General features: G+C 70.9%; 21 protein-coding genes. 7 read left to right on the top strand and 14 right to left on the bottom strand.

Annotated elements, in window-relative coordinates; genetic code table 11:
- Positions 1–94: 94 nt before the first annotated feature.
- Positions 95–1,306, bottom strand: a complete 1,212-nt coding sequence (locus ACIP5W_RS19960) for an NYN domain-containing protein (RefSeq protein WP_401474864.1) — start codon at positions 1,304–1,306, stop codon at positions 95–97.
- 224 nt (positions 1,307–1,530) lie between these two features.
- On the opposite strand from ACIP5W_RS19960, the gene ACIP5W_RS19955 reads away from it, so the two are divergent.
- Positions 1,531–1,695, top strand: coding sequence for a hypothetical protein (locus ACIP5W_RS19955; protein WP_363087249.1), 165 nt, complete (start codon positions 1,531–1,533; stop codon positions 1,693–1,695).
- Positions 1,696–1,784: 89 nt separating this feature from the next.
- Here the strand turns inward: ACIP5W_RS19955 and dnaE are convergent, their stop codons facing one another.
- Positions 1,785–5,324 (bottom strand): DNA polymerase III subunit alpha, encoded by a 3,540-nt coding sequence (gene dnaE, locus ACIP5W_RS19950; RefSeq protein WP_401474860.1) that lies wholly within the window; start codon positions 5,322–5,324, stop codon positions 1,785–1,787.
- Between the two features lie 313 nt (positions 5,325–5,637).
- Between dnaE and ACIP5W_RS19945 the strand changes: the two genes are divergently transcribed.
- From ACIP5W_RS19945 to ACIP5W_RS19930, 4 genes are all read left to right on the top strand, one after another.
- Positions 5,638–6,987 (top strand): DUF2252 domain-containing protein, encoded by a 1,350-nt coding sequence (locus ACIP5W_RS19945; protein WP_401474858.1) that lies wholly within the window; start codon positions 5,638–5,640, stop codon positions 6,985–6,987.
- A gap of 80 nt (positions 6,988–7,067) precedes the next feature.
- Positions 7,068–7,760 (top strand): hypothetical protein, encoded by a 693-nt coding sequence (locus tag ACIP5W_RS19940; RefSeq protein ID WP_401474856.1) that lies wholly within the window; start codon positions 7,068–7,070, stop codon positions 7,758–7,760.
- A gap of 199 nt (positions 7,761–7,959) precedes the next feature.
- A complete protein-coding gene (locus tag ACIP5W_RS19935) occupies positions 7,960–8,772 on the top strand; it encodes a DsbA family protein (RefSeq protein ID WP_401474853.1) in 813 nt (270 codons plus the stop codon).
- Between the two features lie 105 nt (positions 8,773–8,877).
- Positions 8,878–10,560 (top strand): alkaline phosphatase D family protein, encoded by a 1,683-nt coding sequence (locus ACIP5W_RS19930; protein WP_401474850.1) that lies wholly within the window; start codon positions 8,878–8,880, stop codon positions 10,558–10,560.
- A 7-nt stretch (positions 10,561–10,567) separates the two neighbouring features.
- Here the strand turns inward: ACIP5W_RS19930 and ACIP5W_RS19925 are convergent, their stop codons facing one another.
- Complete coding sequence (locus ACIP5W_RS19925) at positions 10,568–11,137, bottom strand: dienelactone hydrolase family protein (protein ID WP_401474847.1); 570 nt, start codon at positions 11,135–11,137, stop codon at positions 10,568–10,570.
- Between the two features lie 122 nt (positions 11,138–11,259).
- Here ACIP5W_RS19925 and ACIP5W_RS19920 point away from each other — a divergent pair, with 122 nt between their 5' ends.
- Positions 11,260–12,372 (top strand): mechanosensitive ion channel family protein, encoded by a 1,113-nt coding sequence (locus tag ACIP5W_RS19920; protein WP_401474844.1) that lies wholly within the window; start codon positions 11,260–11,262, stop codon positions 12,370–12,372.
- 117 nt (positions 12,373–12,489) lie between these two features.
- On the opposite strand, the gene ACIP5W_RS19915 is transcribed toward ACIP5W_RS19920, so the two are convergent.
- The 5 genes from ACIP5W_RS19915 to ACIP5W_RS19895 form a co-directional block, all read right to left on the bottom strand.
- Entirely contained in the window at positions 12,490–14,076 is a 1,587-nt protein-coding gene (locus tag ACIP5W_RS19915) for a Na+/H+ antiporter (protein WP_401475050.1), read from the bottom strand.
- A gap of 96 nt (positions 14,077–14,172) precedes the next feature.
- The gene (locus tag ACIP5W_RS19910; protein WP_401474841.1) at positions 14,173–14,652 is read right to left on the bottom strand and encodes a GNAT family N-acetyltransferase; all 480 of its coding nucleotides are present in this window, start codon (positions 14,650–14,652) and stop codon (positions 14,173–14,175) included.
- Positions 14,649–15,593, bottom strand: coding sequence for an RluA family pseudouridine synthase (locus ACIP5W_RS19905; RefSeq protein WP_401474838.1), 945 nt, complete (start codon positions 15,591–15,593; stop codon positions 14,649–14,651). The genes ACIP5W_RS19910 and ACIP5W_RS19905 overlap by 4 nt, the downstream gene beginning before the upstream one ends.
- Positions 15,594–15,636: 43 nt before the next feature.
- Complete coding sequence (gene lspA / locus ACIP5W_RS19900; RefSeq protein ID WP_401474835.1) at positions 15,637–16,278, bottom strand: signal peptidase II; 642 nt, start codon at positions 16,276–16,278, stop codon at positions 15,637–15,639.
- Positions 16,279–16,345: 67 nt separating this feature from the next.
- Positions 16,346–17,425 carry a TraR/DksA family transcriptional regulator gene (locus tag ACIP5W_RS19895; protein WP_401474832.1) on the bottom strand — a complete coding sequence of 360 codons (1,080 nt, stop codon included), beginning with the start codon at positions 17,423–17,425 and terminating at the stop codon, positions 16,346–16,348.
- A gap of 594 nt (positions 17,426–18,019) precedes the next feature.
- Here ACIP5W_RS19895 and ileS point away from each other — a divergent pair.
- On the top strand, positions 18,020–21,166 hold the full coding sequence (gene ileS, locus ACIP5W_RS19890; protein ID WP_401474829.1) for an isoleucine--tRNA ligase: 3,147 nt from the start codon (positions 18,020–18,022) through the stop codon (positions 21,164–21,166).
- 203 nt (positions 21,167–21,369) lie between these two features.
- On the opposite strand, the gene ACIP5W_RS19885 is transcribed toward ileS, so the two are convergent.
- The 6 genes from ACIP5W_RS19885 to ftsZ all read right to left on the bottom strand — a co-directional run bounded on the left by ACIP5W_RS19885 (position 21,370) and on the right by ftsZ (position 26,465).
- A complete protein-coding gene (locus ACIP5W_RS19885) occupies positions 21,370–22,617 on the bottom strand; it encodes a DivIVA domain-containing protein (RefSeq protein ID WP_401474826.1) in 1,248 nt (415 codons plus the stop codon).
- 53 nt (positions 22,618–22,670) lie between these two features.
- Entirely contained in the window at positions 22,671–22,955 is a 285-nt protein-coding gene (locus ACIP5W_RS19880) for a YggT family protein (RefSeq protein ID WP_130437221.1), read from the bottom strand.
- 61 nt (positions 22,956–23,016) lie between these two features.
- Positions 23,017–23,658 (bottom strand): cell division protein SepF, encoded by a 642-nt coding sequence (gene sepF, locus ACIP5W_RS19875; protein WP_073493561.1) that lies wholly within the window; start codon positions 23,656–23,658, stop codon positions 23,017–23,019.
- Positions 23,659–23,785: 127 nt separating this feature from the next.
- Positions 23,786–24,505, bottom strand: coding sequence for a YggS family pyridoxal phosphate-dependent enzyme (locus ACIP5W_RS19870; protein WP_401474821.1), 720 nt, complete (start codon positions 24,503–24,505; stop codon positions 23,786–23,788).
- A gap of 5 nt (positions 24,506–24,510) precedes the next feature.
- Positions 24,511–25,242: a peptidoglycan editing factor PgeF gene (gene pgeF, locus ACIP5W_RS19865; RefSeq protein WP_401474818.1), complete on the bottom strand. Its 732-nt coding sequence runs from the start codon at positions 25,240–25,242 to the stop codon at positions 24,511–24,513.
- Positions 25,239–26,465: a cell division protein FtsZ gene (gene ftsZ, locus ACIP5W_RS19860; protein WP_401474815.1), complete on the bottom strand. Its 1,227-nt coding sequence runs from the start codon at positions 26,463–26,465 to the stop codon at positions 25,239–25,241. The genes pgeF and ftsZ overlap by 4 nt, the downstream gene beginning before the upstream one ends.
- Between the last annotated feature and the right edge of the window lie 154 nt (positions 26,466–26,619).

The following is a 26,619-nucleotide window of genomic DNA, read 5'->3' as shown; positions in this document are numbered from 1 at the left end:
GCCGAATGGTCGATGCCGCGCGCGTACTCACAAGGAACGAGCCTACGGGGTCGGCGCCCCCCGCTCGCCGTCGGGGGCGCCCAGAGTGTCCGGTTCAGTCCGCCGCGGACGCGTGCTCGGCCGTCGCCCGGACGTCGATCTCGCGCCAGAACCCCGCCCGGATGGCGTAGCGGTCGTGCTCGTCGATCTGGTCGTCCTTGTGCGCGAGGAGGCCGAAGCGGGCCGCGTAGCGCAGCAGTTCGCCGTCGATGCGGTGCGGGATGCGCGGGTACATGCCGGACAGCTTCTGGAGATGGCCCTGGTCGCCGAGGCGCCCCATCCAGCGGCGGGCGAAGACCTGTCCCACCTCGAAGGGGTCGCCGCCGACGGTGGTGATGTCCTCCTCGCGGTCGGCCCACCGCTGCTCGGCCGTGGTGACCTGCGCGAGGGTCGGCATCGAGGCGACCTCGGGGGGCTCGGCGGCGGAGGACCGGTCGACCCAGCCCTTGTCGGAGGACCAGCGCAGGGTCGCGGTGGCCGGGGGCTGGGCGGCCCGGTCGCCGGGCGCGCGCAGGGCCGCGAGGTCCTTGGGGGTGGGGACGCCCTTGGGGGCGGGGACCCTGTCCCGGGTGCCGTTGTCGGCGGCGGCGGAGGGGTGCTCGCTCTGCTCCGCGGGCCGCTCGGACGTGGGGGCCAGGGTGGATTCGGGGAGCGGCGCGGAGAGGATGGCGGCGATCTCGGGCCGTGGCGCGGGCGGCGGCGCGCAGACCCCGCCGTGGTCCTTGGCGCGTACGGCCTTGGTGATCCAGGTGCGGTCCAGGACGCGCCGTTCGTCGGCCTCGGCGACCAGGTCCTCGGACTGGTTGTAGTCGCCGTCGGCGGCCTGGACGGCCCACAGGTGGACGGCGACGCCGTGTTCCTTGGCGGCCATCATGCCGGGCAGCAGGTCGCCGTCACCGGTGACGAGGACGACGTCGGAGCAGGCCCGGTTGCGGGCCAGCTCGGTCAGCTCGGCGTGCATCGCGGCGTCGACGCCCTTCTGCGCCCAGCGGCCGTCGCTGCGGGTCAGGGCGCCCAGCCGGACGGTGACCCGCGGCATCACGCGCAGTCTGCGGTGCTCGGGCTGGGGGACGCGGTCGGGTGCGCCGTCGAACCAGTAGATGCGCAGCAGGGGCCGTTCGGTCTCGGACTCGGCCTGTTCGCGCAGGCCCTGGACGAGGGCGGCGTGATCGACGGTGATCCGGGAGCGCGAGGGTTCTCCGGCGAGGAGACTCGCGGCGGCCCCCAGCAGATACCCGGCGTCCACCAGGACGATGCAGCGGTCCACACGACTCACCCTCTTCCCGGGAGGTTTGCTTCAGGCCTGCTTCGAGTCTGCCCGACGGCACGGGGGTTAACGGCCGGAACTCGATCTTCGGCGTGGCGTTTCGGGGCGGAGCCCGCCGACGAGCCCTGTCACCGACGGTAATTATCCGAAATGCGCCACAAGTCAGCCTATGTGAATCTGATTCCGGCCCTGGCCCCTAGACCCCCAACAGGAGGCAGATCCCCATGGCCAAGAACAAGAACCGTGACCGTAAGCAGCCGCAGTCCGAGCGCACTCCGCAGACGGCGCAGGCCACTCTGGAGCCGCAGGACGAGTCGAACCCGACGCAGATGGCGCCCGGTGAGATGGCCCGCGGCAAGGGACGCGGCAAGCGCTTCGGTCACAACTAGCCTCTGCGTTCACGGGCCCTCGACGCCCTCGCGCATGCAGGAGGGGCGCACCCGGAGGTCCGGGTGCGCCCCTTGCGCGTGTCCGCGGCTCAGCCGGCCAGGCAGGACGGGCCGAGCAGCACCTTCAGGTCGCCGAACAGGGCCGGATCGGGCTTGACCCGGTGCCGGTCCAGGCGGAGCACGGTGGTCTTCGTCGGGCCCTGGAGCTTGATCCGGACCTCGCTGTCGCCCCGGTGGTGGGTGAGGATCTCGCCGAGGCGGTTGACCATAGGCGGGGTGACCTTCACGGCCGGGATGGTGAGGATCACGGGCGCGTTGGTGCCCGCGTTGGACAGGTCCGGCACCTGGAGCTCCATCGCGACCAGGCGGGGCACGTCCTCCCGCTTGTCGAGGCGGCCCTTGACGAACACCACGGCGTCCTCGACGAGTTGGGTCGAGACCAGCTGGTAGGTCGCGGGGAAGAACATGCACTCGATGGAGCCGGCGAGGTCCTCGACGGTGGCGATGGCCCAGGCGTTGCCCTGCTTGGTCATCTTGCGCTGGAGGCCCGAGATGATGCCGCCGATGGTCACGACCGCGCCGTCGGCGTGCTCACCCCCGGTGAGCTGGGCGATGCCGGCGTCCGCCTTGTCGGACAGCACGTGCTCCAGACCGAAGAGGGGGTGGTCGGAGACGTACAGGCCGAGCATCTCGCGCTCCTGCGCGAGCAGGTACGTCTTGTCCCACTCGTCGGTGGTGAACTCGACGTCGAGGCCGAAGCCGGGCTCGTCGTTCTGTTCCTCGCCCATGCCGCCGAAGAGGTCGAACTGGCCCTCGGCCTCCTTGCGCTTGACCGCGACCACGTTGTCGATCATCGGCTCGTACTGCGCGGTGAGGCCCTTGCGGGTGTGGCCCATGGAGTCGAAGGCGCCGGCCTTGATCAGCGATTCCGTGGTGCGCTTGTTGCAGACCACCGCCTCGACCTTGTCGAGGTAGTCGGGGAAGGAGGAGTACTTCCCCTTGGCCTTGCGGGACTTGATGATCGACTCGACGACGTTGGTGCCGACGTTGCGCACGGCGGAGAGGCCGAAGAGGATCACGTCGTCGCCCTGGGCGGCGAAGTTCGACTCGGACTCGTTGACGTTCGGCGGGAGCACCTTGATGCCCATGCGCCGGCACTCGTTGAGGTACACGGCCGACTTGTCCTTGTCGTCCTTGACCGAGGTGAGCAGCGCGGCCATGTACTCGGCGGGGTAGTTGGCCTTCAGGTACGCCGTCCAGTACGAGACCAGTCCGTACGCGGCCGAGTGGGCCTTGTTGAACGCGTAGCCGGCGAAGGGGACCAGCACGTCCCACAGGGCCTGGATCGCCTCGTCGCTGTAGCCGTTCTTCTTCGCGCCGGCCTGGAAGATGGTGAAGTTCTTCGCCAGCTCGTCGGGCTTCTTCTTGCCCATCACGCGGCGCAGGATGTCGGCCTCGCCGAGCGAATACCCGGCGATGATCTGGGCGGCCTTCTGCACCTGCTCCTGGTAGACGATCAGGCCGTAGGTGACGGCCAGGACCTCCTCGAGGGGCTCCTCCAGCTCCTTGTGGATCGGCGTGATCTCCTGGCGGCCGTTCTTGCGCTCCGCGTAGTTGATGTGCGAGTTCATGCCCATCGGGCCGGGCCGGTACAGGGCCGAGACGGCGGAGATGTCCTCGAAGTTGTCGGGCTGCATCTGGCGGAGCAGCGAGCGCATCGGGCCGCCGTCGAACTGGAAGACGCCGAGGGTGTCGCCGCGGCAGAGCAGTTCGAAGGTCTTGGGGTCGTCCAGCGGGAGGGCGAGCATCTCCAGGTCGATGCCCTTGTTGGCCTTCACCATCTTGATGGCGTCGTCCATGATCGTGAGGTTGCGCAGGCCGAGGAAGTCCATCTTCAGCAGGCCCAGCGACTCGCACTGGGGGTAGTCCCACTGGGTGATGGTCACGCCGTCGGTGTGCCGCACCCAGACCGGGGCGTGGTCGACGATGGGCTCGCTGGACATGATCACGCCGGCGGCGTGCACGCCCATCTGCCGGACCAGGCCCTCGACGCCCTTGGCGGTGTCGATGACCTTCTTCACGTCCGGCTCGTTCTCGTACATCGCGCGGATCTCGCCCGCCTCGCTGTAGCGGGGGTGCGAGGGGTCGGTGATGCCGTTCAGGTCGATGCCCTTGCCCAGGACGTCGGCCGGCATCGCCTTGGTGAGACGGTCGCCCATCGCGTACGGGTAGCCCAGCACGCGCGCGGAGTCCTTGATGGCGTTCTTCGCCTTGATCTTGCCGTAGGTGCCGATCATGGCGACCTTGTCGGCGCCGTACTTCTCGGTCACGTACCTGATCACCTCGACGCGCCGACGCTCGTCGAAGTCGATGTCGACATCCGGCATGGAGACGCGCTCGGGGTTGAGGAACCGCTCGAAGATCAGGCCGTGCGGGATCGGGTCGAGGTCGGTGATGCCCATGGCGTACGCGACGATCGAGCCGGCCGCGGAGCCTCGGCCGGGGCCGACCGCGATGCCGTTGTTCTTGGCCCACATGATGAAGTCGGCGACGACGAGGAAGTAGCCCGGGAACCCCATCTGGATGATGACGTCCATCTCGTACTCGACCTGCTTCTGCCGGTCCTCGGGGACACCGCCCGGGAAGCGGCGCTCCATGCCCCGGCGGACCTCCTCCTTGAACCAGCTGACCTCGGTGTAGCCCTCGGGGATGTCGAACTTCGGCATGAGGTTCTTGGCCTCGAACATGCCGGCGGTGTCGATCTGCTCGGCCACCAGGAGGGTGTTGGCGCAGCCCTCCTGCCAGGCGTCCGAGGAGTCGATGGCGTACATCTCGTCCGTGGACTTCAGGTAGTAGCCGGTGCCGTCGAAGCGGAAACGGTCCGGGTCGGAGAGGTTCTTGCCGGTCTGGATGCACAGCAGGGCGTCGTGGGCGGTCGCCTCGTGCGCGTACGTGTAGTGCGAGTCGTTGGTGACCAGCGGCGGGATGCCGAGCTTCTTGCCGATGTCCAGCAGGCCGTCCCGGACCCGGCGCTCGATCTCGATGCCGTGGTCCATCAGCTCCAGGAAGTAGCGGTCCTTGCCGAAGATGTCCTGGTACTCGGCCGCCGCCTTCAGCGCCTCGTCGTACTGGCCGAGGCGCAGGCGGGTCTGGAGCTCGCCGGAGGGGCAGCCGGTGGAGGCGATGAGCCCCTCGGACCACTGGGAGATGGTCTCCTTGTCCATCCGCGGCCACTTCTGGAGCCAGCCCTCGGCGTACGCGTCCGAGGAGAGCTTGAAGAGGTTGTGCAGGCCGGTCGCGTTCGCCGCCCAGATGGTCTTGTGCGTGTAACCGCCGGAACCGGAGACGTCGTCGCGCTTCTGGTGCGGCTGGCCCCACTGGATCTTGCGCTTGTTGCGCCGCGACTCGGGGGCGACGTACGCCTCGATCCCGATGATCGGGGTGACCCCGGCCTTCTTCGCGGAATGGAAGAAGTCGTACGCCCCGTGGAGATTGCCGTGGTCGGACATGGCGATGTGGGTCATGCCCATCTCGTTGCACGCGTTGAACATGTCCTTCAGCCGCGCGGCACCGTCCAGCAGCGAGTACTGGGTGTGGACGTGCAGGTGCGTGAACGGCGGCTTCGACACGGCATGGCCTCCAGGGGACGGGTGCTGCGGCGCGACACGCCGGGTTGCGGACGGCGGTCGGACGGCAGGTGAACGATCGACGACGGGCCGGCGGACGGTCCGGGGGTCAGCATCGAAGTCTATGCCTCGGCACTGACATGTGAGGTGGACACGGTGGCGCGAAGCGCATCGACGAGGGCGGTGGCCGGGTGACGGGCGGGCGGCTCCCCCGCGTACCTTCACAGCGGGGGCCGTGGGCACTTTCGCACGCGTCCGCCCGTTGGAGACGACAGAAACGCTGTCGTACGCATGAAGCACCAGGAGGCACCCCGCGATGTCGGTTCCGCAGCTCGACGAAGAGCCCCGCGGCGAGGAGATCCTCGCCGTCCTCGACACCGCCTTCGGCGAACTCCTGGCCGCCGACCCGGCCGCGTTCCGCGTGAAGTTCCGCAAGATGGCGGCCTCGGCGTTCGCGTTCTACCGGGGCACGGCCTGCCTCTTCTACCACGACCAGGACGCGGCGAGCGGCGGGCTCGGCGCCACCGGCACCTTCACCGGGCCCTACCTGGACGAGCGCACCTCGCGCGTGTGGATCCACGGCGATCTGCACGCGGAGAACTTCGGCACCTACATGGACTCCCAGGGCCGTCTGATCTTCAACGTCAACGACTTCGACGAGGCCTACGTCGGCCCCTTCACCTGGGACCTCAAGCGCTTCTCCGCCTCGATCGCCCTGATCGGGTACGCGAAGGCGCTCAGCGACGACCAGATCACCGAGCTGATCCAGGTGTACGCGGGCGCCTACCGCGAGCGGATCCGCGCCCTGGCGACGGGCGCCAAGCAGGACGAGGTGCCGCCCTTCACCCTGGACACGGCCGAGGGCCCCCTGCTGGACGCGCTGCGCGACGCCCGTTCCCTGACGCGCTTCGGGCTGCTGGACTCCATGACCGAGATCCGCGACTTCGAGCGCCGCTTCGCGCCGGGCGGCGGCTCCATCGAGCTGGACGCCGCCACCCGTTACAAGGTCCTCGCCGCCTTCGACGGCTATCTGGAGACGCTGCCGGAGACCTCCCTGGCCCGCCCGGACTCCTACCGCGTGAAGGACGTCGTCGGCCGCCGGGGCATCGGCATCGGCTCGGCGGGCCTGCCCTCCTACAACATCCTCCTGGAGGGCCACAGCGACGCCCTGGAGAACGATGTGGTGATCTACATCAAGCAGGGCCAGACGCCGGCCGTCTCCCGGCACATCACCGACCGGGCGATCCGCGACTACTTCCAGCACGAGGGCCACCGCACGGTGATCTCCCAGCGTGCCCTCCAGCAGCACGCCGATCCGTGGCTGGGCTGGACCGAGCTGGACGGCGCGGGCCAGCTGGTCGCCGAGGTCTCGCCGTACGCGGTGGACCTGGACTGGGGCGACATCGACGACCCGGAGGAGATCGCGGGTGTCGTCGCCGACCTCGGCCGGGCCACGGCCACCATGCACGCGGCGGCGGACGACACCTCCGGCGAGTCGCTGGTGCCGTTCTCCACCGAGCGGGCCATCGACGCGGCGATCGCCGGCGACGAGGAGGGCTTCGCGCCGCTCCTGGTCGACTTCGCGCACTCCTACGGCGCCCGCGCGCGTGCGGACCACCAGATCTTCCTCGACCTGTTCCGCAACGGCCGGATCCCGGGTCTGTGACGGGATCCATAACGAAAAGGGCGCTCACAGCGACCCTTTAGGGGTCTCTTACCGGCGCGCGTGACACACTCTCCTCCGCTATGGACATATCCGGGACCCGCCTCAGAGCCGTACGCGCGGCGCTGTTCACGGCCTTCGTCGTGACGCTCAGCACCGCGTCGCACGTGCTGCTGTCGCGGGTCCCGCTGCCGCTGAACACGGTGGCCGCCCTCGCGGTCGCCGTGTTCCTCCTCGCGTACGCGCTGGCGGGCCGGGAGCGCGGCTTCGGGCGGATCGCCGCCCTGCTGATCCCGCTGGAGCTGGCGGCCGACACCGTCTTCACCACCGGCCAGCACGTCTGCTACGGCCGGGCGGGCGGCCCGGTCGCCGGCCCGCTGCGCTCCGTCGGCCTCGACGTGCTGTGCGGCGACGGCACCAGTGTCGGCGCCCCGCTGGCCCGCGTGACCGGCGCCGACCCCGAGCGGGTCGGCGGCCTCCTCGCCCACGCCGACCCGTCGACGGCCTGGCTGCTGCTGGGCGCGCACGTCGGCGTCGGCCTGCTCGCCGCGGCCTGGCTGCGGCGGGGCGAGCGCGCGCTGGGCCAGTTGCTGCGCGCGGCGACCGCGACCACGTTCCGGCCGCTGCTGCTGGCCGTGGCCGCCGTGACCGTCCGCGGCGCCCCGGCCGCCGGCCGCCCGCCGCGGCCCGCGCGCCGTCCGGTCACCACCAGCCGCGACCGGATCCTCGTGCACTCCCTGGGACGTCGCGGACCCCCGCGCCCGGCCGCCGCCTGAGCGACACCGGATCACCCGGTCCGACGCGCCGGGTCCGATCACCGGCTTCGATCCGACTTCGATCACCGGCTTCGATCCGACAGGTTCGGTCACCGGGCCGGTCACCGGCCCGATCGCCCCGCGCGGCCCCGGAGCACGACAGTCCCCACACACGTATCCCGCGCACGCCCCGTGCGCGTCCCACCTGGAGAACACCACCATGAGCAAGCGCAACAGTGCGGCGGCGAAGACGGCGGCCCGCGAGCGACTGCGCGTCGAGCGCGAACGCCAGGCCAAGCGGGCCAAGGTCAAGCGGCAGGTCGTCGTGGCCTGCTCGGTCGTCGCGGTGCTGGCGGTGGCCGGCGGCATAGGTTACGCGGTCGTCCAGAACAACAAGCCCACGTACTGGGAGGAGGCCGCGGACAAGCCGCTGGTCAAGCCGGCCAACACCACCGGCGAGAACGGCACGACCGTCGTGATGGGCAAGAGCACCGCCAAGAAGACCCTCGTGATGTACGAGGACCCGCGCTGCCCGGTCTGCGCCCAGTTCGAGCAGACCGTGGGCCCCAAGCTGAAGTCGGACTACGACGCCGGCAAGTTCAAGCTCCAGTTCGTCGGCGCCACCTTCCTCGACAACGGCCTGTCCGGCGAGGGCTCCAAGAACGCGCTGAGCGCGCTGGGCGCCGCGCTCGACGTCAGCCCGGAGGCGTTCCTCGAGTACAAGACGGCGCTGTACTCGGCGAAGTGGCACCCCGAGGAGTCCGACGACAAGTTCAAGGACGACAGCTACCTGATCAAGGCGGCCGACACGGTCTCCGCGCTCAAGGGCAACGCCGCGTTCCAGAAGGCCGTGAAGGACGGCACCTACGACAGGTGGGCGCTGGAGATGTCCAAGACGTTCGACAAGAGCGGGGTGTCGGGCACCCCGACCCTGAAGATGGACGGGAAGGCGCTGACCGCACCCGGCAGCCAGAACGCCCCGATGACGGTCGCCGACTTCACCACCGCGCTCGAGGCGGCCCTCAAGGCCTGAACGGCCGCCGTGTGACGGCGGGCTGAGAGACGGAGAACCGAAGAGCGGGCGAACTTTTGCCAGTTCGCCCGCTCCTCGCCGTACTGGTCAGTAATCTGATCGCCCGTGACCAGTCGATACAGATCAACAGAGAGCACCGACGCGCCGTCGAACCGCCTCGGCGCGCGCGCCCCGCGCCGCCGTACGGTCGTCAAGGCCGCCGCCGCCACCGCCGTGCTGGCCGGGCCGCTCGCCGCCGCGCTGCCCGCGTGGGCCGCCGACGAGGCTCCCGCCTTCCTGCACGGTGTCGCCTCCGGCGACCCGCTGCCCGACGGCGTCCTGCTGTGGACCCGGGTGACGCCGACCGCCGAGGCGATACCCGGCTCCGGGCTCGGCCCGGACACCGAGGTCGAGTGGGTCGTCGCCAGGGACAGGACACTGACGAACGTCGTGGCGAAGGGGTCCGTCACCGCGACCGCCGCCTTTGACCACACCGTCAAGGCCGACGTCCGCGGTCTCGCCCCGGCCACGGACTACTGGTTCCGCTTCTCGGCCGGCGGGACCGACTCCCCGGTGGCGCGTACCCGCACCGCGCCGGCGGCGGACGCGGCCGTGGCGGGCCTGCGCTTCGGCGTGGTGTCCTGCGCCAACTGGGAGGCCGGCTACTTCTCCTCCTACCGCCACCTCGCCGCCCGCGGCGACCTCGACGCCTGGCTGCACCTCGGCGACTACATCTACGAGTACGGCACCGGCGAGTACGGCACCCGCGGCACCGTCGTACGGCAGCACGCGCCCACGCACGAGATCCTCACCCTCGCCGACTACCGCACCCGGCACGGCAGGTACAAGACCGACCCCGATCTGCAGGCCCTGCACGCCAAGGCGCCCGTCATCGCGATCTGGGACGACCACGAGATCGCCAACGACACCTGGTCGGGCGGCGCCGAGAACCACACCGAGGGCGCCGAGGGCAGCTGGGCAGCCCGTCAGGCGGCCGCCAAGCAGGCCTACTTCGAGTGGATGCCGGTCCGCCCGGCGCTGGCGGGCACCACCTACCGCCGGCTGCGCTTCGGCAAGCTCGCCGACCTCTCCCTGCTGGACCTGCGTTCCTTCCGCTCCCAGCAGGTATCCGTCGGCAACGGCGGCGTCGACGACCCGGACCGCACCCTCACCGGCCGCGCCCAGCTCGACTGGCTGAAGGCCGGTCTGAAGGCGTCCGACACCACCTGGCGGCTGGTCGGCAACTCGGTGATGATCTCGCCCTTCGCCATCGGCTCCCTCTCCGCGGACCTGCTCAAGCCGCTCGCCAAGCTGCTCGGCCTGCCGCAGGAGGGCCTCGCCCTCAACACCGACCAGTGGGACGGCTACACGGACGACCGCCGTGAACTCCTCGCCCACCTGCGCGCGAACGCCGTCCGCAACACCGTCTTCCTCACCGGCGACATCCACATGGCGTGGGCCAACGACGTGCCCGTGGACGCCGGCACCTACCCGCTGTCCGCCTCGGCCGCCACGGAGTTCGTGGTCACCTCGGTGACCTCCGACAACCTCGACGACCTGGTGAAGGTCCCCGAGGGCACGGTCTCCGCGATCGCCGCGCCGGTCATCAGGGCCGCCAACCGCCACGTCCACTGGGTGGACACCGACCGGCACGGTTACGGCGTCCTGGACATCACCGCCGACCGCGCGCAGATGGACTACTACGTGGTGTCCAGCCGCACCAGGGCGGACGCGACCTCGTCCTGGTCGCGCTCCTACCGCACCCGCACCGGCACGCAGAAGGTCGAGCGGACGTACGACCCCGTGTAGCCGCCGCCTACAGGCCCTCGAGGAAGCCGAGCGCCACCCGCCAGGTGGCCTCGGCGGCCTCCGCGTCGTAGTCGGGCAGGTCGGGGTCGGTGTAGAGGTGACCGGCCCCGGCGTACCGGTAGACCTCCACGTCGGCGCCCGCCCTGCGCATCTGGAGGTACCAGGCGCTCAGCCAGTCGTCGGTCTCGAACGGGTCCGGCTCGGCCACGTGCAGCTGTACCGGCAGGTCGTCCACCGAGGCGTTCGGCGCGAGGTCGGAGGTGCCGTGCAGGAGCAGCAGACCGCGCGCCTTGTCGTCACCGAGGGCGAGGGTCTGGGCGATCGACGCGCCCAGTGAGAAACCGGCGTACACCAGTCCCCGCTCCGAGTAGGGCGCGGCGGCCAGGACGGCTCTCCTCAGCAGCTCGTCCTTGCCGATCTCCTCGTTGTGGGCCATGCCCTCCTCGACCGTGTCGAACGTGCGCCCGTCGAAGAGGTCCGGGGTCCACACCTCGTGACCGGCGGCGCGCAGCCGGTCCGCCGCCGCGCGCACCGCGGGGCGCAGTCCGCAGGTCGAATGGAAGAGCATGATGTTCATGGGGCCATGGTGCCAGCCGGCACCGACAACGCCCCACGGGGCGACCCCCGTCACGGCGCACGTGGGTCTCTTCACACAACGCTCATGTTCACGACCCCGCCGGGCCGGTTACGTTCGAAGGCATGGAGAACCTGCTCCGCCCACTGATCGTGGTCGGCGGTTCGGTCGTGCTGACGTTGTTCATCGGCTGGGCCACCGACCGACTGCTGACCAAGGCCGACCGGCGGCATCCCGAGACACCCCTGTGGGGGCTGCTGCGCCGCGCGCGCATCCCGTACCAGCTCGGGCTGTGCGCCGCCCTGCTGAGAGGATCGTTCGACAACGCCGAGGTGCTGGAGGACCACCGCGTCGGCATCGGCCAGACGCTCACCCTGGTGCTGATCGGGTCGACCGCGTGGCTGGCGATCCGGATCGCCGCCGCGGTCGTGGAGACCTCGTACCGCCGCTACGCGCGCGTGCACCAGGACGCGGCCCGGGTGCGGCGGGTACGCACCCAGGTGTCGCTGATCATGCGGGTCGTCTCCGCGGTGGTCGGGGTGGTCGCGGTGGCGGCGATGCTGCTGACGTTCCCGGCGTTCCGGGCGGCCGGCGCCTCGCTGCTGGCCTCCGCGGGCATCATCGGCATCGTCGCCGGTGTCGCCGCCCAGTCGACGCTGAGCAACATGTTCGCCGGCTTCCAGATCGCCTTCGGCGACATGGTGCGGATCGGCGACACGGTGGTGGTGGACGGCGAGTGGGGCACGGTCGAGGAGATCACGCTGACCTTCCTGACCGTGCGGACCTGGGACGAGCGCCGGATCACCATGCCCGTCTCGTACTTCACGTCCAAGCCGTTCGAGAACTGGTCGCGCGGTACCCCGCAGATGACCGGCATCGTCTACTGGCACCTCGACCACTCGGCACCGCTGGACGCGATGCGTGAGAAGCTCCGCGACGTGCTGCGCGAGTGCCCGGCCTGGGACGGCCGCGCCTACAACCTGACCGTGACGGACACCACCCCCAACACCATGGAGGTCAGGGCCCTGGTGACCGCCAAGGACGCCGATGACATCTGGACGGTCCGGGTGACCGTCCGCGAGCAGATGATCCGCTGGCTGTCCGAGGAGCACCCGTACGCGCTGCCCCGCGTCAACACCGCCGACGCGATCCTGCCGTCGTCCCGCTCCAACGGCCGGGTGTCCGGCGGCATAGGGCCTCAGCGCCGCGCCTACGAGTCGCCGCGGGCCGACCGCTGAGCCGGTGAACCACTGAGCCGACGAACCACTGGGCCGAGGACGCCGGCCGGGCCGCCTCGTGCGCCCGGCCGGCGTGCCGCACCACGACCCGCGAGCCCGGCGGCCGCGGGCGGGGCATCACCGCATACTGCGCACGTCGAGGTGGCGCAGCACCCGGTCCACGATCTCGGGATCGGCTCCCGGCTCGCTGCGTGCCGCGACCACCTCGTGCCGGGCCGCGCTCAGCATCTCGCCCTGGATCCGCCGCACCCGCCTCAGCCGGCGCACACGATGCTCGTGCGCCTCCCGCCGCTCGTCCTCGCCCAGGTCCGGGCTGATCCGCAGCCCGATGTCGAGGGCGCGCCGGCCCATCTGCTCGGAGAGTTCCTCCGGCAGGTCCTCCTCGGCCTCGATCTCCCGCAGCCTGCGCTTCGCCGCCTTGGCGGCCCGCACGGCCAGTTCCTTCTCGAACTCCTTCTCGCGGCCGGTGTCCGCCTGCACCCCGAGGCGCCTGACCAGCCACGGCAGGGTCAGCCCCTGGATGACGAGCGTCGCCATGATGACGCCGAAGGCGATGAACACGATCTCGTCCCGGTCCGGAAAGGCGGTCCCCTCGTCGGTCTGCAGCGGAATCGCGAGCGCCAGCGCCACCGAGGCGACCCCGCGCATCCCCGACCACCACATCACGACGGTCTCCCGCCAGGTCATGGGGATGTCCTCGTCGTGGTCCCGCCTGGCGTGCATCCGCTGGGTGAGCCAGGTCGCCGGCAGCAGCCACAGCAGCCGGACGAGAATCACGACGACCACCACCGCCGCGGCCCACCCCAGCATCTCCCCCCAGCGTCCGGACGCCGTCCGGATCGCCATGTGCAGTTCCAGGCCGATCAGCCCGAACGCCACCCCGGTCACCAGGGTGTCGATGATGTTCCAGAAGGTGTGCCCGGCCAGACGGGTCATCACGTCGTCGGGATCGGTGGCGTACTCGGCGAGGAACAGCGCGGAGGTGAGCACGGCGAGCACCCCGGACCCGTGGAACTCCTCCGCGAGCACGTAGGAGGCGTACGGCACCAGCAGCGTGAGCCCGATCTGCAGGGTCGCGTCCCCGAGCAGGTCCAGGAGCCGGTTCGCCCCCCAGCCGAGCGCCAGCCCGACCGCGACCGCGACGACGGCGGACAGCACCAGGTCGAGACCGGCCTCCCAGGGCGAGAAGGTCCCGCTGACGACGGCGGCGATGGCCACGTGGTAGAGCACGATGGCGGTGACGTCGTTGAACAGCCCCTCGCCCTCCAGGATGGACACCAGCCGGCGCGGCAGGCCGAGCTGCCCCGCCACGGCGGTGGCGGCCACCGGGTCCGGCGGCGCGACGAGGGCGCCGAGGGCCACGGCCGCGGCGATCGGCAGTCCGGGGACGATCGCGTGGGCGACGGCGGCCACGCACAGCATCGTGACGAACACCAGCGCCACGGCGAGCAGGAAGATCGGCCGCTTGTTGGCGGTGAACTGCCGCCAGGAGGTGCGCCGTACGGCCGCGTAGAGCAGGGGCGGCAGCAGCAGCGGGAGGATCAGGTCCGGCGGGACGTTCACGTCGGGGACGAAGTCGGCGACCGCGAGCACGATCCCGAGCAGGGTCATCAGGACCGGCGCCGGCAGGTTCCACCGGTCTCCCAGCGGGACACTCACCACGGCCCCGAGCAACAGGACGAACAACAGGGCCAACTGGTCCACGGTCGGTGCTCCGGGGGGCTGAGACGTCACACGGCAGACCTCAAGCCTGCCACGTCACCCCCGTCACCAGCCCTTTCGGCGCCCTCACCGCCCCGGCTACCGCTGGAGCGCCCGCCGCATCGCCCGGTGCGGGATCCCCGCGTCCGGGAACTCGGGGCCGTACGCCCGGTACCCCAGCCGTTCGTAGAACCCGAGTGCGTGGGTCTGCGCGTGCAGGTCCACGGCCGTGAGTCCACGCGCGTGTGCCGCGTCCTCGATGGCCCGCACCAGCGCGGCCCCCACCCCGAGCCCGCGCGCCCGCCGGGCGACGGCGAGCCGACCCAGCGACCCGACCGACGGGTCCCCGCCGGTCTTCGCCGCGGCCTGCGCGCCGTACAGCAGCCGCCCGGTCCCGAGCGGTACGCCGTCCTCCCGGACCGCCAGCACATGCACCGCGCCGGCGTCGTGGGCGTCGTACTCGACGTCCTCGGGAACGCCCTGCTCGCCGACGAAGACCTCCTTGCGGACCGCGAAGCAGGCATCACGGTCGGCGGGGTCCTCGGCGACGCGGATCACGTACGCGCGCGTGCCGCTCATCCGTAGGTCTCCTCGCGGACCTGGTCGAGGGCCTGCTGGAGGTCGTCCGGGTACTCGCAGGCGAACTCGGCCCACCGGCCGTCCCCGGGGTGCTCGAAGCCCAGCCGGACCGCGTGCAGCCACTGCCGGGTCAGTTTCAGCCGCTTGGCGAGCGTCGGGTCGGCGCCGTAGGTCAGGTCACCGACGCACGGATGGCGGTGGGCGGCCATGTGGACGCGGATCTGGTGCGTGCGGCCGGTCTCCAGCTTGACGTCCAGCAGGGAGGCGGCGCGGAAGGCCTCGATCAGGTCGTAGTGCGTGACGGAGGGCTTGCCCTCGGCGGTGACCGCCCACTTGTAGTCGTGCTGGGGATGCCTGCCGATGGGCGCGTCGATGGTGCCGCTGGTGGGGTCCGGGTGGCCCTGGACGAGCGTGTGGTAGCGCTTGTCGACGGTGCGCTCCTTGAACTGGCGCTTCAGCGAGGTGTACGCGCGCTCCGACTTGGCGACCACCATCAGGCCGGAGGTGCCCACGTCGAGGCGGTGCACGATGCCCTGGCGCTCGGCGGCGCCGGAGGTGGAGACGCGGTATCCGGCGGCGGCGAGTCCGCCGATGACGGTGGGGCCGCTCCAGCCGGGCGACGGGTGCGCGGCCACCCCGACCGGCTTGACGATCACGACCACGTCCTCGTCGTCGTGCACGATCTCCATGCCCTCGACGGGCTCGGCGACCACCTGCACCGGCGCGGGCGCCTGCGGCATCTCGACCTCGAGCCAGGCCCCGCCGTGCACCCGCTCGGACTTCCCGACCACCGACCCGTCGACCGTGACCTTCCCCGCGGCCGCGAGTTCGGCGGCCTTGGTACGGGAGAAGCCGAACATGCGGGAGATGGCGGCGTCGACGCGCTCGCCCTCCAGGCCGTCGGGCACGGGCAGGGTGCGGATCTCGGGAATCGTGCTCACCCGTCGAGTATGCCGGACGGGCCCGGCACCCCCGAACACACGCTCAGTCCTTGTGGACGGTGCCGTCCGGGTCGAGGCCCTTGAAGGACAGCAGGACGATCAGGACGCCGCCGCACACGATCGCCGAGTCGGCCAGGTTGAAGACGGCGAAGTGCTTCGGCGCGATGAAGTCCACCACCGCGCCCTCGAAGACGCCCGGCGCCCGGAAGATCCGGTCGGTGAGGTTGCCGAGCGCACCGCCGAGCAGCAGGCCGAGCGCGATCGCCCAGGGCAGGCTGTAGAGCTTGCGGGCGAGCCGGGCGATGACCACGATCACCGACGCCGCGATCACCGTGAAGATCACGGTGAAGGCCTCGCCGAGGCCGAAGGCGGCGCCCGCGTTGCGGATCGCCTCGAACCGCAGCCAGTCCCCGACGATCTCGATCGGCTGGTGGTGCTCCAGCTTCGCGACCACGATCATCTTGCTGATCAGGTCGACGGCGTACGCGAACGCGGCGACCGTGAACAGCACGGCGATGCGGCGCCTGCCGCGGGGCCGCTCCCCGGCGGTCTGCGCCGCGGTCCCGTCCGCACCGGGCGACCCGCCCGACGTCGGCTGCCCGGCGTTTGCGCCGGACGGCTCCGGCTCGGCTCCCGCCGCCTCTGGAGTGTCCGGCGTACCGATGATGCGCTCCGCCTCTGCCACGTGAGTCCCTCGACCTAGGTACCTGACTGAGGACGAGGGTACGGCACGCCTGTCGACGGCCGGGTGATCAGTACCGCCGCTCCTGCTTCTGCTTGCACTCGACGCACAGCGTGGCCCGCGGGAAGGCCTGCATGCGGGCCTTGCCGATGGGATTGCCGCAGTTCTCGCACAGCCCGTAGGTGCCCGCGTCCAGCCGCTCCAGGGCGTGCTCGGTCTGGATCAGCATCTCGCGCGCGTTGGCGGCAAGTGTCAGCTCGTTCTCGCGCGTGATGTTCTTCGTCCCGGTGTCCGCCTGGTCGTCGCCCGCGCCGTCTCCCGAGTCCCGCATCAGCCCGACCAGGGCCGCCTCGGACGAGGCCAGCTCGGCACGCAGCCGGTCCTTCTCGGAGTCCAGCTCGGCGCGGGCCTCCTCGACCTCCTCGGGGGTCCAGGGGTCCTCGCCGGGGCGTACCGCCAGTTCGCCGGGCTCCGCCGCGGCGAACCGCGCCTTCGGAACAGCGGTCTGCGCCGCCGGGGCCGTGCCAGTCTTCTTCGCAACCACCGTCGTGGCTCCCGTCTGTTCCGCGGCCGAGGCCGCGCCCACCTTCTTGGCCGTGCTCTTCCTGGGGGCACTCCTGCGGGCGGTCCCCTTCCCGGCCGCACCGCCCCCGCCGCCGGCCTCCTCCGTACCGGCGTCCACCTCACCGACCGCGCCCTGCGGACCGGCTCCCGACTCTCGGACCGCGCCCTGCCGGGCCCCGGCCGTCTTCCTGCCCGCGGCCGCCCTCTTCGAAGCGGCCTTCTTCCCGGCAGGCTCCTTCTCGCCGGGCGTCTTCTTGACGGCCGTCTCCCCCGCGGCCGTCTCCCCCGCGGCCGTCCTCCCCGCGGCCGTCTCCCCCGCGGCCGTCCTCCCCGCGGCCGCCGTCTCCGGGGCCGCGGCCTTCTTCTCGACCGCCGCCTCCTTGGGCACCGCCTCCTTGGGCACCGCCTCCTTCGGCACCGCCTTCTCGGATGCCGCCTTCGCGGCCCGCCTCGCCGGTTTCGCGGCCCCCGCCGGGCCACCGCCCCGCGCGCTCTTCTTCGCGCCGACGTCCTTGGCCGCACCGCCGGAGGCGCCGGTGGAGCTGCCGGACGCCGACTGCTGTACGGCGGTCTTCTTCGCCACCATGGCCGCGGCCCCTTCACATATTGTGATCTTGCACGCGAATCGTGCTGGGACGATAAATCGACTTGAGTCCCGCGGCAACGGGGCGCACCGCCCGGTTCGCCCGCCTCGCGCACGTCACACGGCAAGCATGCATCCGTTGTGCCCAGCTCCCCGCCGGGTAATCCGACCAGTCGGCGGTCCGGGAGCCGGAACCCGCGCACCTCGCCGTTCGGGTCACCGCGGACCGCCCCCGGCCCGCCGCCCGCGAAGCCGGAAAACCGGTCGGCCGCCGTCCGTGCGGCGCCGTACACTGGGCGGAGCGAGAAGCGTGGATGGGGACGAGTAGCGGCGTACGCAGCCCAGAGCGACCCGGGGACGGTGGAAGCCCGGGGGCGAGCGCGACGTGAAGATCACCCCGGAGCCGCCGGAAGAAAGCCGCAGCCCGACGGCGGCGGCGAGTAGACCCGGCATCGCGACCCCAATGAGGGGGCTCCCCGGAGCGTACGGCGCACCGGAGGGCCAAGGAGGGTGGTACCGCGGGAGCGCGCCGCACACGGCGTGGACAAGGCTCTCGTCCCTCCGACGGAAGGCAGCACATCCGCCGGAGGAAGCTCGTTGAACACGCAGCCGCAGTACCGCCAGGTACCCGCCCAGGTCGACCTGCCCGCCCTCGAGCACGCCGTGCTCGAGTTCTGGCGCGAGCAGAAGATCTTCGCCAAGACCCTGGAGCAGTCCGAGGGCCGCCCCGAATGGGTGTTCTACGAGGGCCCGCCCACCGCCAACGGCATGCCGGGGGCCCACCACATCGAGGCGCGCGTCTTCAAGGACGTCTTCCCCCGCTTCCGCACCATGCGCGGCTACCACGTGGGCCGCAAGGCCGGCTGGGACTGCCACGGCCTCCCGGTGGAGCTGGCGGTCGAGAAGGAGCTCGGCTTCACCGGCAAGCAGGACATCGAGGCGTACGGCATCGCGGAGTTCAACGACAAGTGCCGCGCGTCCGTGACCCGGCACACCGACGCGTTCACCGAGCTGACCCACCGCATGGGCTACTGGGTCGACCTGGACGACGCCTACCGGACCATGGACCCCGAGTACATCGAGTCCGTGTGGTGGTCGCTCAAGGAGATCTTCGACAAGGGCCTGCTGGTGCAGGACTACCGCGTGGCCCCCTGGTGCCCGCGCGACGAGACGGGCCTGTCGGACCACGAGCTGGCGCAGGGCTACGAGACGATCGTCGACCCGTCCGTCTACGTCCGCTTCCCGCTCACCTCCGGTCCGCTCGCCGGCGAGGCCGCGCTGCTGATCTGGACGACCACGCCCTGGACGCTGGTCTCCAACACCGCGGTCGCCGCGCACCCCGAGGTCACCTACGTCGTCGCCACCGACGGCCGGGAGAAGCTCGTCGTCGCCGAGCCGCTGCTCGCCAAGGCCCTCGGCGAGGGCTGGGAGAGCACCGGCCGGACCTTCACCGGCGCCGAGATGGAGCGCTGGACCTACCGGCGTCCGTTCGAGCTCGTGGAGTTCCCCGAGCCCGCGCAGTACGTGGTCAACGCCGAGTACGTCACGACCGAGGACGGCACGGGTCTGGTCCACCAGTCCCCCGCCTTCGGCGAGGACGACCTCAAGGTCTGCCGCTCCTACGGGCTGCCGGTCGTCAACCCCGTCCGCCCGGACGGCACCTTCGAGGAGAACGTCCCGCTGGTCGGCGGCGTCTTCTTCAAGAAGGCGGACGAGAAGCTCACCGAGGACCTCCAGCAGCGCGGCCTCCTCTTCAAGCACCTGCCGTACGAGCACAGCTACCCGCACTGCTGGCGCTGCCACACCGCGCTGCTCTACTACGCGCAGCCGTCCTGGTACATCCGCACCACGGCCGTCAAGGACCGCCTCCTGGCGGAGAACGAGAAGACCAACTGGTTCCCGGACACCGTCAAGCACGGCCGCTTCGGCGACTGGCTGAACAACAACATCGACTGGGCGCTCTCCCGCAGCCGCTACTGGGGCACCCCGCTGCCGATCTGGCGCTGCGCGGACGACCACCTCACCGTCGTCGGCTCGCGCGCGGAGCTGACCGAACTGACCGGCACCGACCAGTCCGAACTGGACCCGCACCGCCCCTACATCGACGCGGTCACCTTCGACTGCCCGCACGAGAACTGCGGACAGACCGCCACACGCGTGCCCGAGGTCATCGACGCCTGGTACGACTCGGGGTCGATGCCGTTCGCGCAGTGGGGCTACCCCTACAAGAACAAGGAACTCTTCGAGTCCCGCTACCCCGCGCAGTTCATCAGCGAGGCCATCGACCAGACCCGCGGCTGGTTCTACACGCTGATGGCGGTCGGCACCCTGGTCTTCGACAGGTCCAGCTACGAGAACGTCGTCTGCCTCGGCCACATCCTCGCCGAGGACGGCCGCAAGATGTCCAAGCACCTGGGCAACATCCTCCAGCCGATCCCGCTGATGGACCAGCACGGCGCCGACGCGGTGCGCTGGTTCATGGCGGCCGGCGGATCCCCCTGGGCGGCCCGCCGCGTCGGCCACGGCACCATCCAGGAGGTGGTGCGCAAGACCCTCCTCACCTACTGGAACACGGTCGCCTTCCAGGCCCTGTACGCCCGCACGTCCGGCTGGGCCCCGTCCGCGGCCGACCCGGCCCCCGCCGACCGCACCGTCCTCGACCGCTGGCTGCTGTCCGAACTCCACGCGCTCACCGACCAGGTGACCCAGTCCCTGGAGGCCTACGACACCCAGCGCGCCGGCAAGCTCCTCTCGGCGTTCGTCGACGACCTGTCCAACTGGTACGTACGCCGCTCCCGCCGCCGCTTCTGGCAGGGCGACAAGGCCGCGCTGCGCACCCTGCACGAGGTCGTCGAGACGGTCACGAAGCTGATGGCCCCGCTGACCCCGTTCATCACCGAGCGGGTCTGGCAGGACCTGGTCGTGCCGGTCTCCCCGGACGCCCCCGAGTCGGTGCATCTGGCGTCCTGGCCGGAGGCGGACCTCTCCGCCGTCGACCCGGAGCTGTCGCGGCAGATGGCCCTGGTGCGCCGCCTGGTCGAGCTGGGCCGTGCCACGCGCGCCGAGTCGGGCGTGAAGACGCGCCAGCCGCTGCGCCGGGCACTCATCGCGGCCACGGGCTTCGACGCGCTCTCCCCCGAACTGCACGCGCAGATCACGGAGGAGCTGAACGTCGAGTCACTGGCATCGCTCGCCGAGGTCGGCGGCAGCCTCGTCGACACGACCGCCAAGGCCAACTTCCGCGCCCTGGGCAAGCGGTTCGGCAAGCGTGTCCAGGACGTGGCCAAGGCCGTGGCGAACGCCGACGCGGCCGCGCTCTCCCTCGCCCTGCGCGAGGGCACGGCCTCGGTGGAGGTCGACGGCGAGACGGTCACCCTCGCCCCGGACGAGGTGATCATCACCGAGACCCCGCGTGAGGGGTGGTCGGTGGCGTCCGACTCGGGCGCGACGGTCGCCCTCGACCTGGAGATCACCGAGGAGCTGCGCCGCGCCGGCCTGGCCCGGGACGCGATCCGCCTGATCCAGGAGGCCCGCAAGAACAGCGGCCTCGACGTCGCCGACCGCATCGCGCTCCGCTGGACCGCGACCGACCCGGCGACCGTCGACGCGCTGACCGGCCACTCGGCCCTGATCGCCGACGAGGTCCTCGCCACCGACTTCGCCCGGGGCGGGGCGGACGACACCTACGGGACCCCGTTCGCGGACGAGGGCCTGACCCTGACGTTCCGCCTGCGCAAGGCGTAACCCCTCCGGCGCCGGCAAGGGCCCGGTCTCCCCCAGGGGAGACCGGGCCCTTCCGCATGCCCGGCGTCGCCGGAGGCTGCCGCCCGCCCCCTCGACACCCGTGGATCCACCCCGCAACACGCGTAAAAAGGGCGGGGCCCCGGAAGGAATCCGGGGCCCCGCCCTGTGAACGCCGCCGACGCCTGAGGCGTGGTTACCGGCCGTCAGTTGTCGTCCTCGTCGATGAGGAAGCCGCGCATCGGCGAGGGAGCCTGCCCCATCGGGGAAGGGCCCTGCGGACGCACCGGCGCCATCGGCTGGGTCATCGCCGGGGACATCTGCTGCTGACCGCCGTAGGACGGGCCGGCCTGGCTCGGTCCGCCCATGCCCGGGGTGCCGCCGCCGTAGGACGGGGCGCTCGCGCCGGCCGGAGCCATCGAAGGCGACGGGGACGGCGGCAGAGAGGCCGTGGCCGGGGTACGCGGCGGGGCGAGGGAGTCGTCGGCCTGGGTCTCCAGCTGACGCAGCTGGGACTCGAGGTACGACTTCAGGCGCGTGCGGTACTCGCGCTCGAAGCCGCGCAGGTCCTCGACCTTGCGCTCCAGCGTGGCGCGGGCGGACTCCAGGGAGCCCATCGCGACGCGGTGCTTCTCCTGCGCGTCCCGCTCCAGGGCGTCGGCCTTGGCACGGGCGTCGCGCTCGAGACCCTCGGCACGCGAACGCGCCTCACCGACGATCTTGTTGGCTTCGGAACGGGCCTCGGCGATCGCCTGGTCGGCGGTCTGCTGGGCCAGCGAGAGGACACGGGCGGCGCTGTCGCCACCGGGACCCTGGCCGGGGCCGCCCATGGGGCCGCCCATCTGCTGCTGCATGGGGTGGCCGCCCATGGGGCCCTGACCCATCTGCCCCTGACCCATGGGGCCCTGACCCATCGGACCGGGACCCATCTGCCCCTGGCCCATCTGCCCCTGACCCATGGGGCCCTGGCCCATCGGACCCTGGCCCATCTGGCCGGGACCCTGCGGACCACCCTGACCACCGCCGGGGCCGGCGGGCAGCTGCGGGGCACCGCTCGGCAGCTGGGGCGGGCCACCCATGGGGCCACCCATCTGCTGCTGCGGCGGGCCCGATATGCCGGCGGGCACCGGGCCGCCGCGCATACCCTGCGGCATCCCCTGCTGCGGCATCCCCTGCTGGGGCATACCCTGCTGCTGCATACCCTGCTGCTGCGGGGGCATCCCCTGCTGCTGGTCCTGCGGCTCCGGAGGCTTGCGCATGTTCTGCTGGTTCTGGGCAGCAGCACGCGTGGCGGCGGCCAGCTTGGCGCGCAGGTCCTCGTTCTCCCGCAGCAGGCGGGTCAGTTCGGCTTCGACCTCGTCGAGGAAGGCATCGACCTCGTCCTCGTCATAGCCTTCTCGGAGGCGGACGGTCGTGAACTGCTTGTTCCGCACGTCCTCGGGGGTCAACGGCATCTCTTCACCTCAACGTAGTCGTCGGCATTCGGCAAGACGGTAGTTCACATCGCTCACAGCCCGCTCACGATCGAGATCAGGATGTAGACGATGATCATCAGCACGAAGAAGGACAGGTCGAGCGCCACGCCCCCGAGACGCAGCGGCGGGATAACCCGCCGCAGAAGCTTGAGCGGTGGATCGGTGACAGTGTAGGTGGCCTCCAGAACGACCACCATCGCCTTGCCGGGCTGCCATGAGCGGGCGAACTGGAAGACGTAGTCCATGACCAACCGGAAGATGAGCACGATGAGGAAGACCATCAGCGCGATGTAGACGACATCCAGGACCACGCTCATGTTCGGTGCTTCCCTCTCCCCTGCTTACGTGCTCTCGTCACTGCTGTTCCGGTCGTGCGTCTCAGCTCTGGTTGAAGAACCCGCCCTCTGCGATGCGGGCCTTGTCCTCCGCCGTGACATCGACGTTAGCAGGCGACAACAGGAACACCTTCTGCGTCACCCGCTCGATACTGCCGTGAAGACCAAACACCAGACCGGCCGCAAAGTCGACAAGTCGCTTCGCGTCCGTGTCGTCCATCTCGGTCAGATTCATGATCACCGGGGTGCCCTCACGGAAGTGTTCCCCGATGGTACGGGCCTCGTTGTAGGTCCGGGGGTGGAGCGTGGTGATCCGGTAGGGCTCTCGCTCGGACACGACCTTGGGCATGATCACCGGTGCGTTCTTCTCCAGGGACTGACGTTCTTGTGTGATGGATGCCACGGGCGCGATCCGCGCCGGACGCCCGGATTCCGCGCCTGGCGAAGCGGATCTGGCCACCGGCTCGCGCGGCACGGGCGGTTGGGTGATTCGCACCTCTTCGTCCCTTTGGGACTGATGTGCTCCATGCGACTGGTGTGACGGCTCGTGCCGTCGGTGATCACGCTCGGGCTCAGGGTCGAGCTCGGGTTCGAAGTCGTCGTCGGGGTCGAAACCCCGGCCGTCGTACCCATCGTCCTCCACGAGGCCGAGGTAGACCGCCATCTTGCGCATCGCGCCGGCCATGCTCTGAGTCCTCCGCTCTGTGGTGGATCCGCTGACGACTGCCAAGTCCCGCGATCCACGTGGCCCTTGTGCCGCCTTTCGGCGGTAATGACCATATTTTCTGCTGTGGTCCGACTTCCTGGCGACGTTACCCGAGCCCGGGACGGACTCCGAGTACCGCGGTGCCGACGCGTACATGTGTCGCTCCGGCCGCCACGGCCTGTTCGAGGTCCGCACTCATCCCTGCCGAGACCATGTTCGCAGCAGGATGAGCTCGGCGCAGGTCAGTCGACAAATCCATCAACCGGTCGAACGCCGCCCGTTGACGTCCGGCGTACTCCCCGGTCAGAGGTGCGACTGTCATCAGCCCGCCGAGCCGGAGCCCCGGAGCGGCCGCCACGAGGTCGGCCAACTCCGCGACCCCTCCGGGGGCGACACCGCCCCGCTCCCCCCGCGCGCTTTCGCCCGCGTCGAGCGCGACCTGGATGAGGCAGCCGACCTCGCGCCCGACACGCTCGGCCTCCTTCGACAGGGCCGTGACCAGGCGGGACCGGTCCACGGACTGCACGACGTCCGCGTAACCGACCACGGAACGCACCTTGTTGGTCTGCAGTTGACCCACGAAGTGCCAGGAAAGGGGCAGATCCGAGCAGGCCGCGGCCTTGGGCGCCGCGTCCTGGTCACGGTTCTCGGCGACGTGCCGCACGCCCAGTTCCGACAGTGCCCGCACATCGCTCGCCGGGTAGGTCTTGGTGACCACGATCAGGGTCACCTCCTCCCGCGCGCGCCCGGCCGCCGCGCACGCGGCCGCGATGCGCTGTTCCACCTTCGCCAGGTTTCCGGCGAGTTCTTCCTTGCGGTCCGTCATGCCCATCAGCCCAGCCAGACATATCCCGCGAGTCGCCCCGTGGTGCGATCGCGACGGTACGAGAAGTGGTCCCGCGACTCGCGCGTGCACACCGGCGACCGCTCCCGGTCGTGCACCCCGAGCCGGTCGAGCTGCGCGTGCACCCCGGCGGTCACGTCGACCGCGGGGGTGCCCCAGCCGGTCTCGGCGTGCGCGGCCGGCTCGACGGCGGCCACCTCGGCCCGCATCGTCTCGGGCACCTCGTAGCACCGGCCGCAGACGGCGGGCCCGGTGCGGGCGACGATCCGGGACGGCTCGGCACCGAGTGCGGCCATGGCCCGTACGGCGGCGGGGACGATCCCCGCGACCATCCCGGGCCGGCCGGCGTGGGCCGCGGCCACGACACCGGCGACCGGGTCGGCGAGCAGGACGGGCGTGCAGTCGGCGGTGAGGACGGCGAGCGCGAGCCCCCGCTCCCGGGTGACGATCGCGTCGACCTCGGGCACCGGGCTTCCCGTGCCCCAGGGACCGTCGACGACGGCGACGTCCGCGCCGTGCACCTGGTTCATCCAGACGACCCGGTCCGCCTCGAGACCCAGCGACTTGGCCGCCGACTCCCGGTTGGTCCGTACGGCCTCGGGGTCGTCGCCGACCGCGCCGCCGAGGTTGAGCTCCTCATACGGAGCGGCGCTCACCCCGCCCCACCGGTCGGTGAAGGCGAAGTGCGCGCCGCTCGCGTGTCCGCGCTGTCCTATCACTTCAGGAAGTCCGGCACGTCCAGTTCCTCGGCCGCGCTGTCCGAGTAGCTGCGCGACGGCGGCACAGGCGGGGCGAGGGGGATGTCGGCCACCGGCTCGGGCGCCGGCTCCGGCTCCTCCTTCGGGGTCACGCTGCCGAGCGAGCCGAAGGTCGGCCGGCTCTCCGGCTGCCGTACCGGAGCGGGCTCCTCGCGGCGGGGCAAGGACGAGGACGAGGCCGAGGACGACGAAGAGCCGGAGGCCGAGCCGAGGACGTTGTCCCGGCGGGCCGGGGGCTGGCCCCCGTCGAAACCTGCCGCGATCACGGTGACCCGGACCTCGTCGCCGAGCGCGTCGTCGATGACGGCGCCGAAGATGATGTTGGCCTCGGGGTGGGCGGCCTCGCTGACCAGCTGGGCGGCCTCGTTGATCTCGAACAGGCCGAGGTCGGAGCCACCGGAGATGGACAGGAGCACACCCCGGGCGCCGTCGATGGACGCCTCGAGCAGCGGCGAGGAGATCGCCATCTCGGCGGCGGCCACCGCGCGGTCGTCGCCGCGGGCCGAGCCGATGCCCATGAGGGCCGAACCCGCCTCGGACATGACCGACTTGACGTCGGCGAAGTCGAGGTTGATCAGACCCGGCGTGGTGATGAGGTCGGTGATGCCCTGGACACCGGAGAGCAGGACCTGGTCCGCCGACTTGAACGCGTCGAGGACGGAGACCTGGCGGTCCGAGATGGACAGCAGCCGGTCGTTGGGGATGACGATGAGGGTGTCGACCTCTTCGCGGAGTTCGGCGATGCCGTCCTCCGCCTGGTTCGCACGGCGCCGTCCCTCGAAGGTGAACGGGCGTGTGACCACGCCGATGGTCAGGGCGCCGAGGGAGCGCGCGATGTTGGCCACGACGGGTGCGCCGCCGGTGCCGGTGCCACCGCCCTCACCGGCCGTCACGAAGACCATGTCGGCCCCCTTGAGGACCTCCTCGATCTCCTCGCGGTGGTCCTCGGCGGCCTTGCGGCCGACGGCCGGGTTGGCTCCGGCGCCGAGTCCGCGGGTGAGTTCGCGGCCGACGTCGAGTTTGACGTCGGCGTCGCTCATCAACAGCGCCTGGGCGTCCGTGTTGATGGCGATGAACTCGACACCCTTGAGACCGACCTCGATCATCCGGTTGATGGCATTGACACCACCGCCGCCGACACCGATGACTTTGATGACTGCGAGGTAGTTCTGCGGTGCTGCCACGTCGAAGGCCTCTCGCCTCGAGTTACGTGTCGCTGGTTCGCGAGACGCTCTGCGCTCCGCGATCCGGCGACTGATGCCGAATGGGACGGTCCGTTTCGCCGACCCGAACCCTAACGCTGAAGTTTAGGGTTACCAGTGTGCCTGTTCCTTGAAG

The sequence above is a fragment of the Streptomyces sp. NPDC088766 genome, assembly GCF_044750845.1.
Classification (GTDB): domain Bacteria; phylum Actinomycetota; class Actinomycetes; order Streptomycetales; family Streptomycetaceae; genus Streptomyces.
The sequence above is the reverse complement of the archived record's forward strand: the minus strand, read 5'-3'. Positions and strand labels throughout refer to the sequence as shown.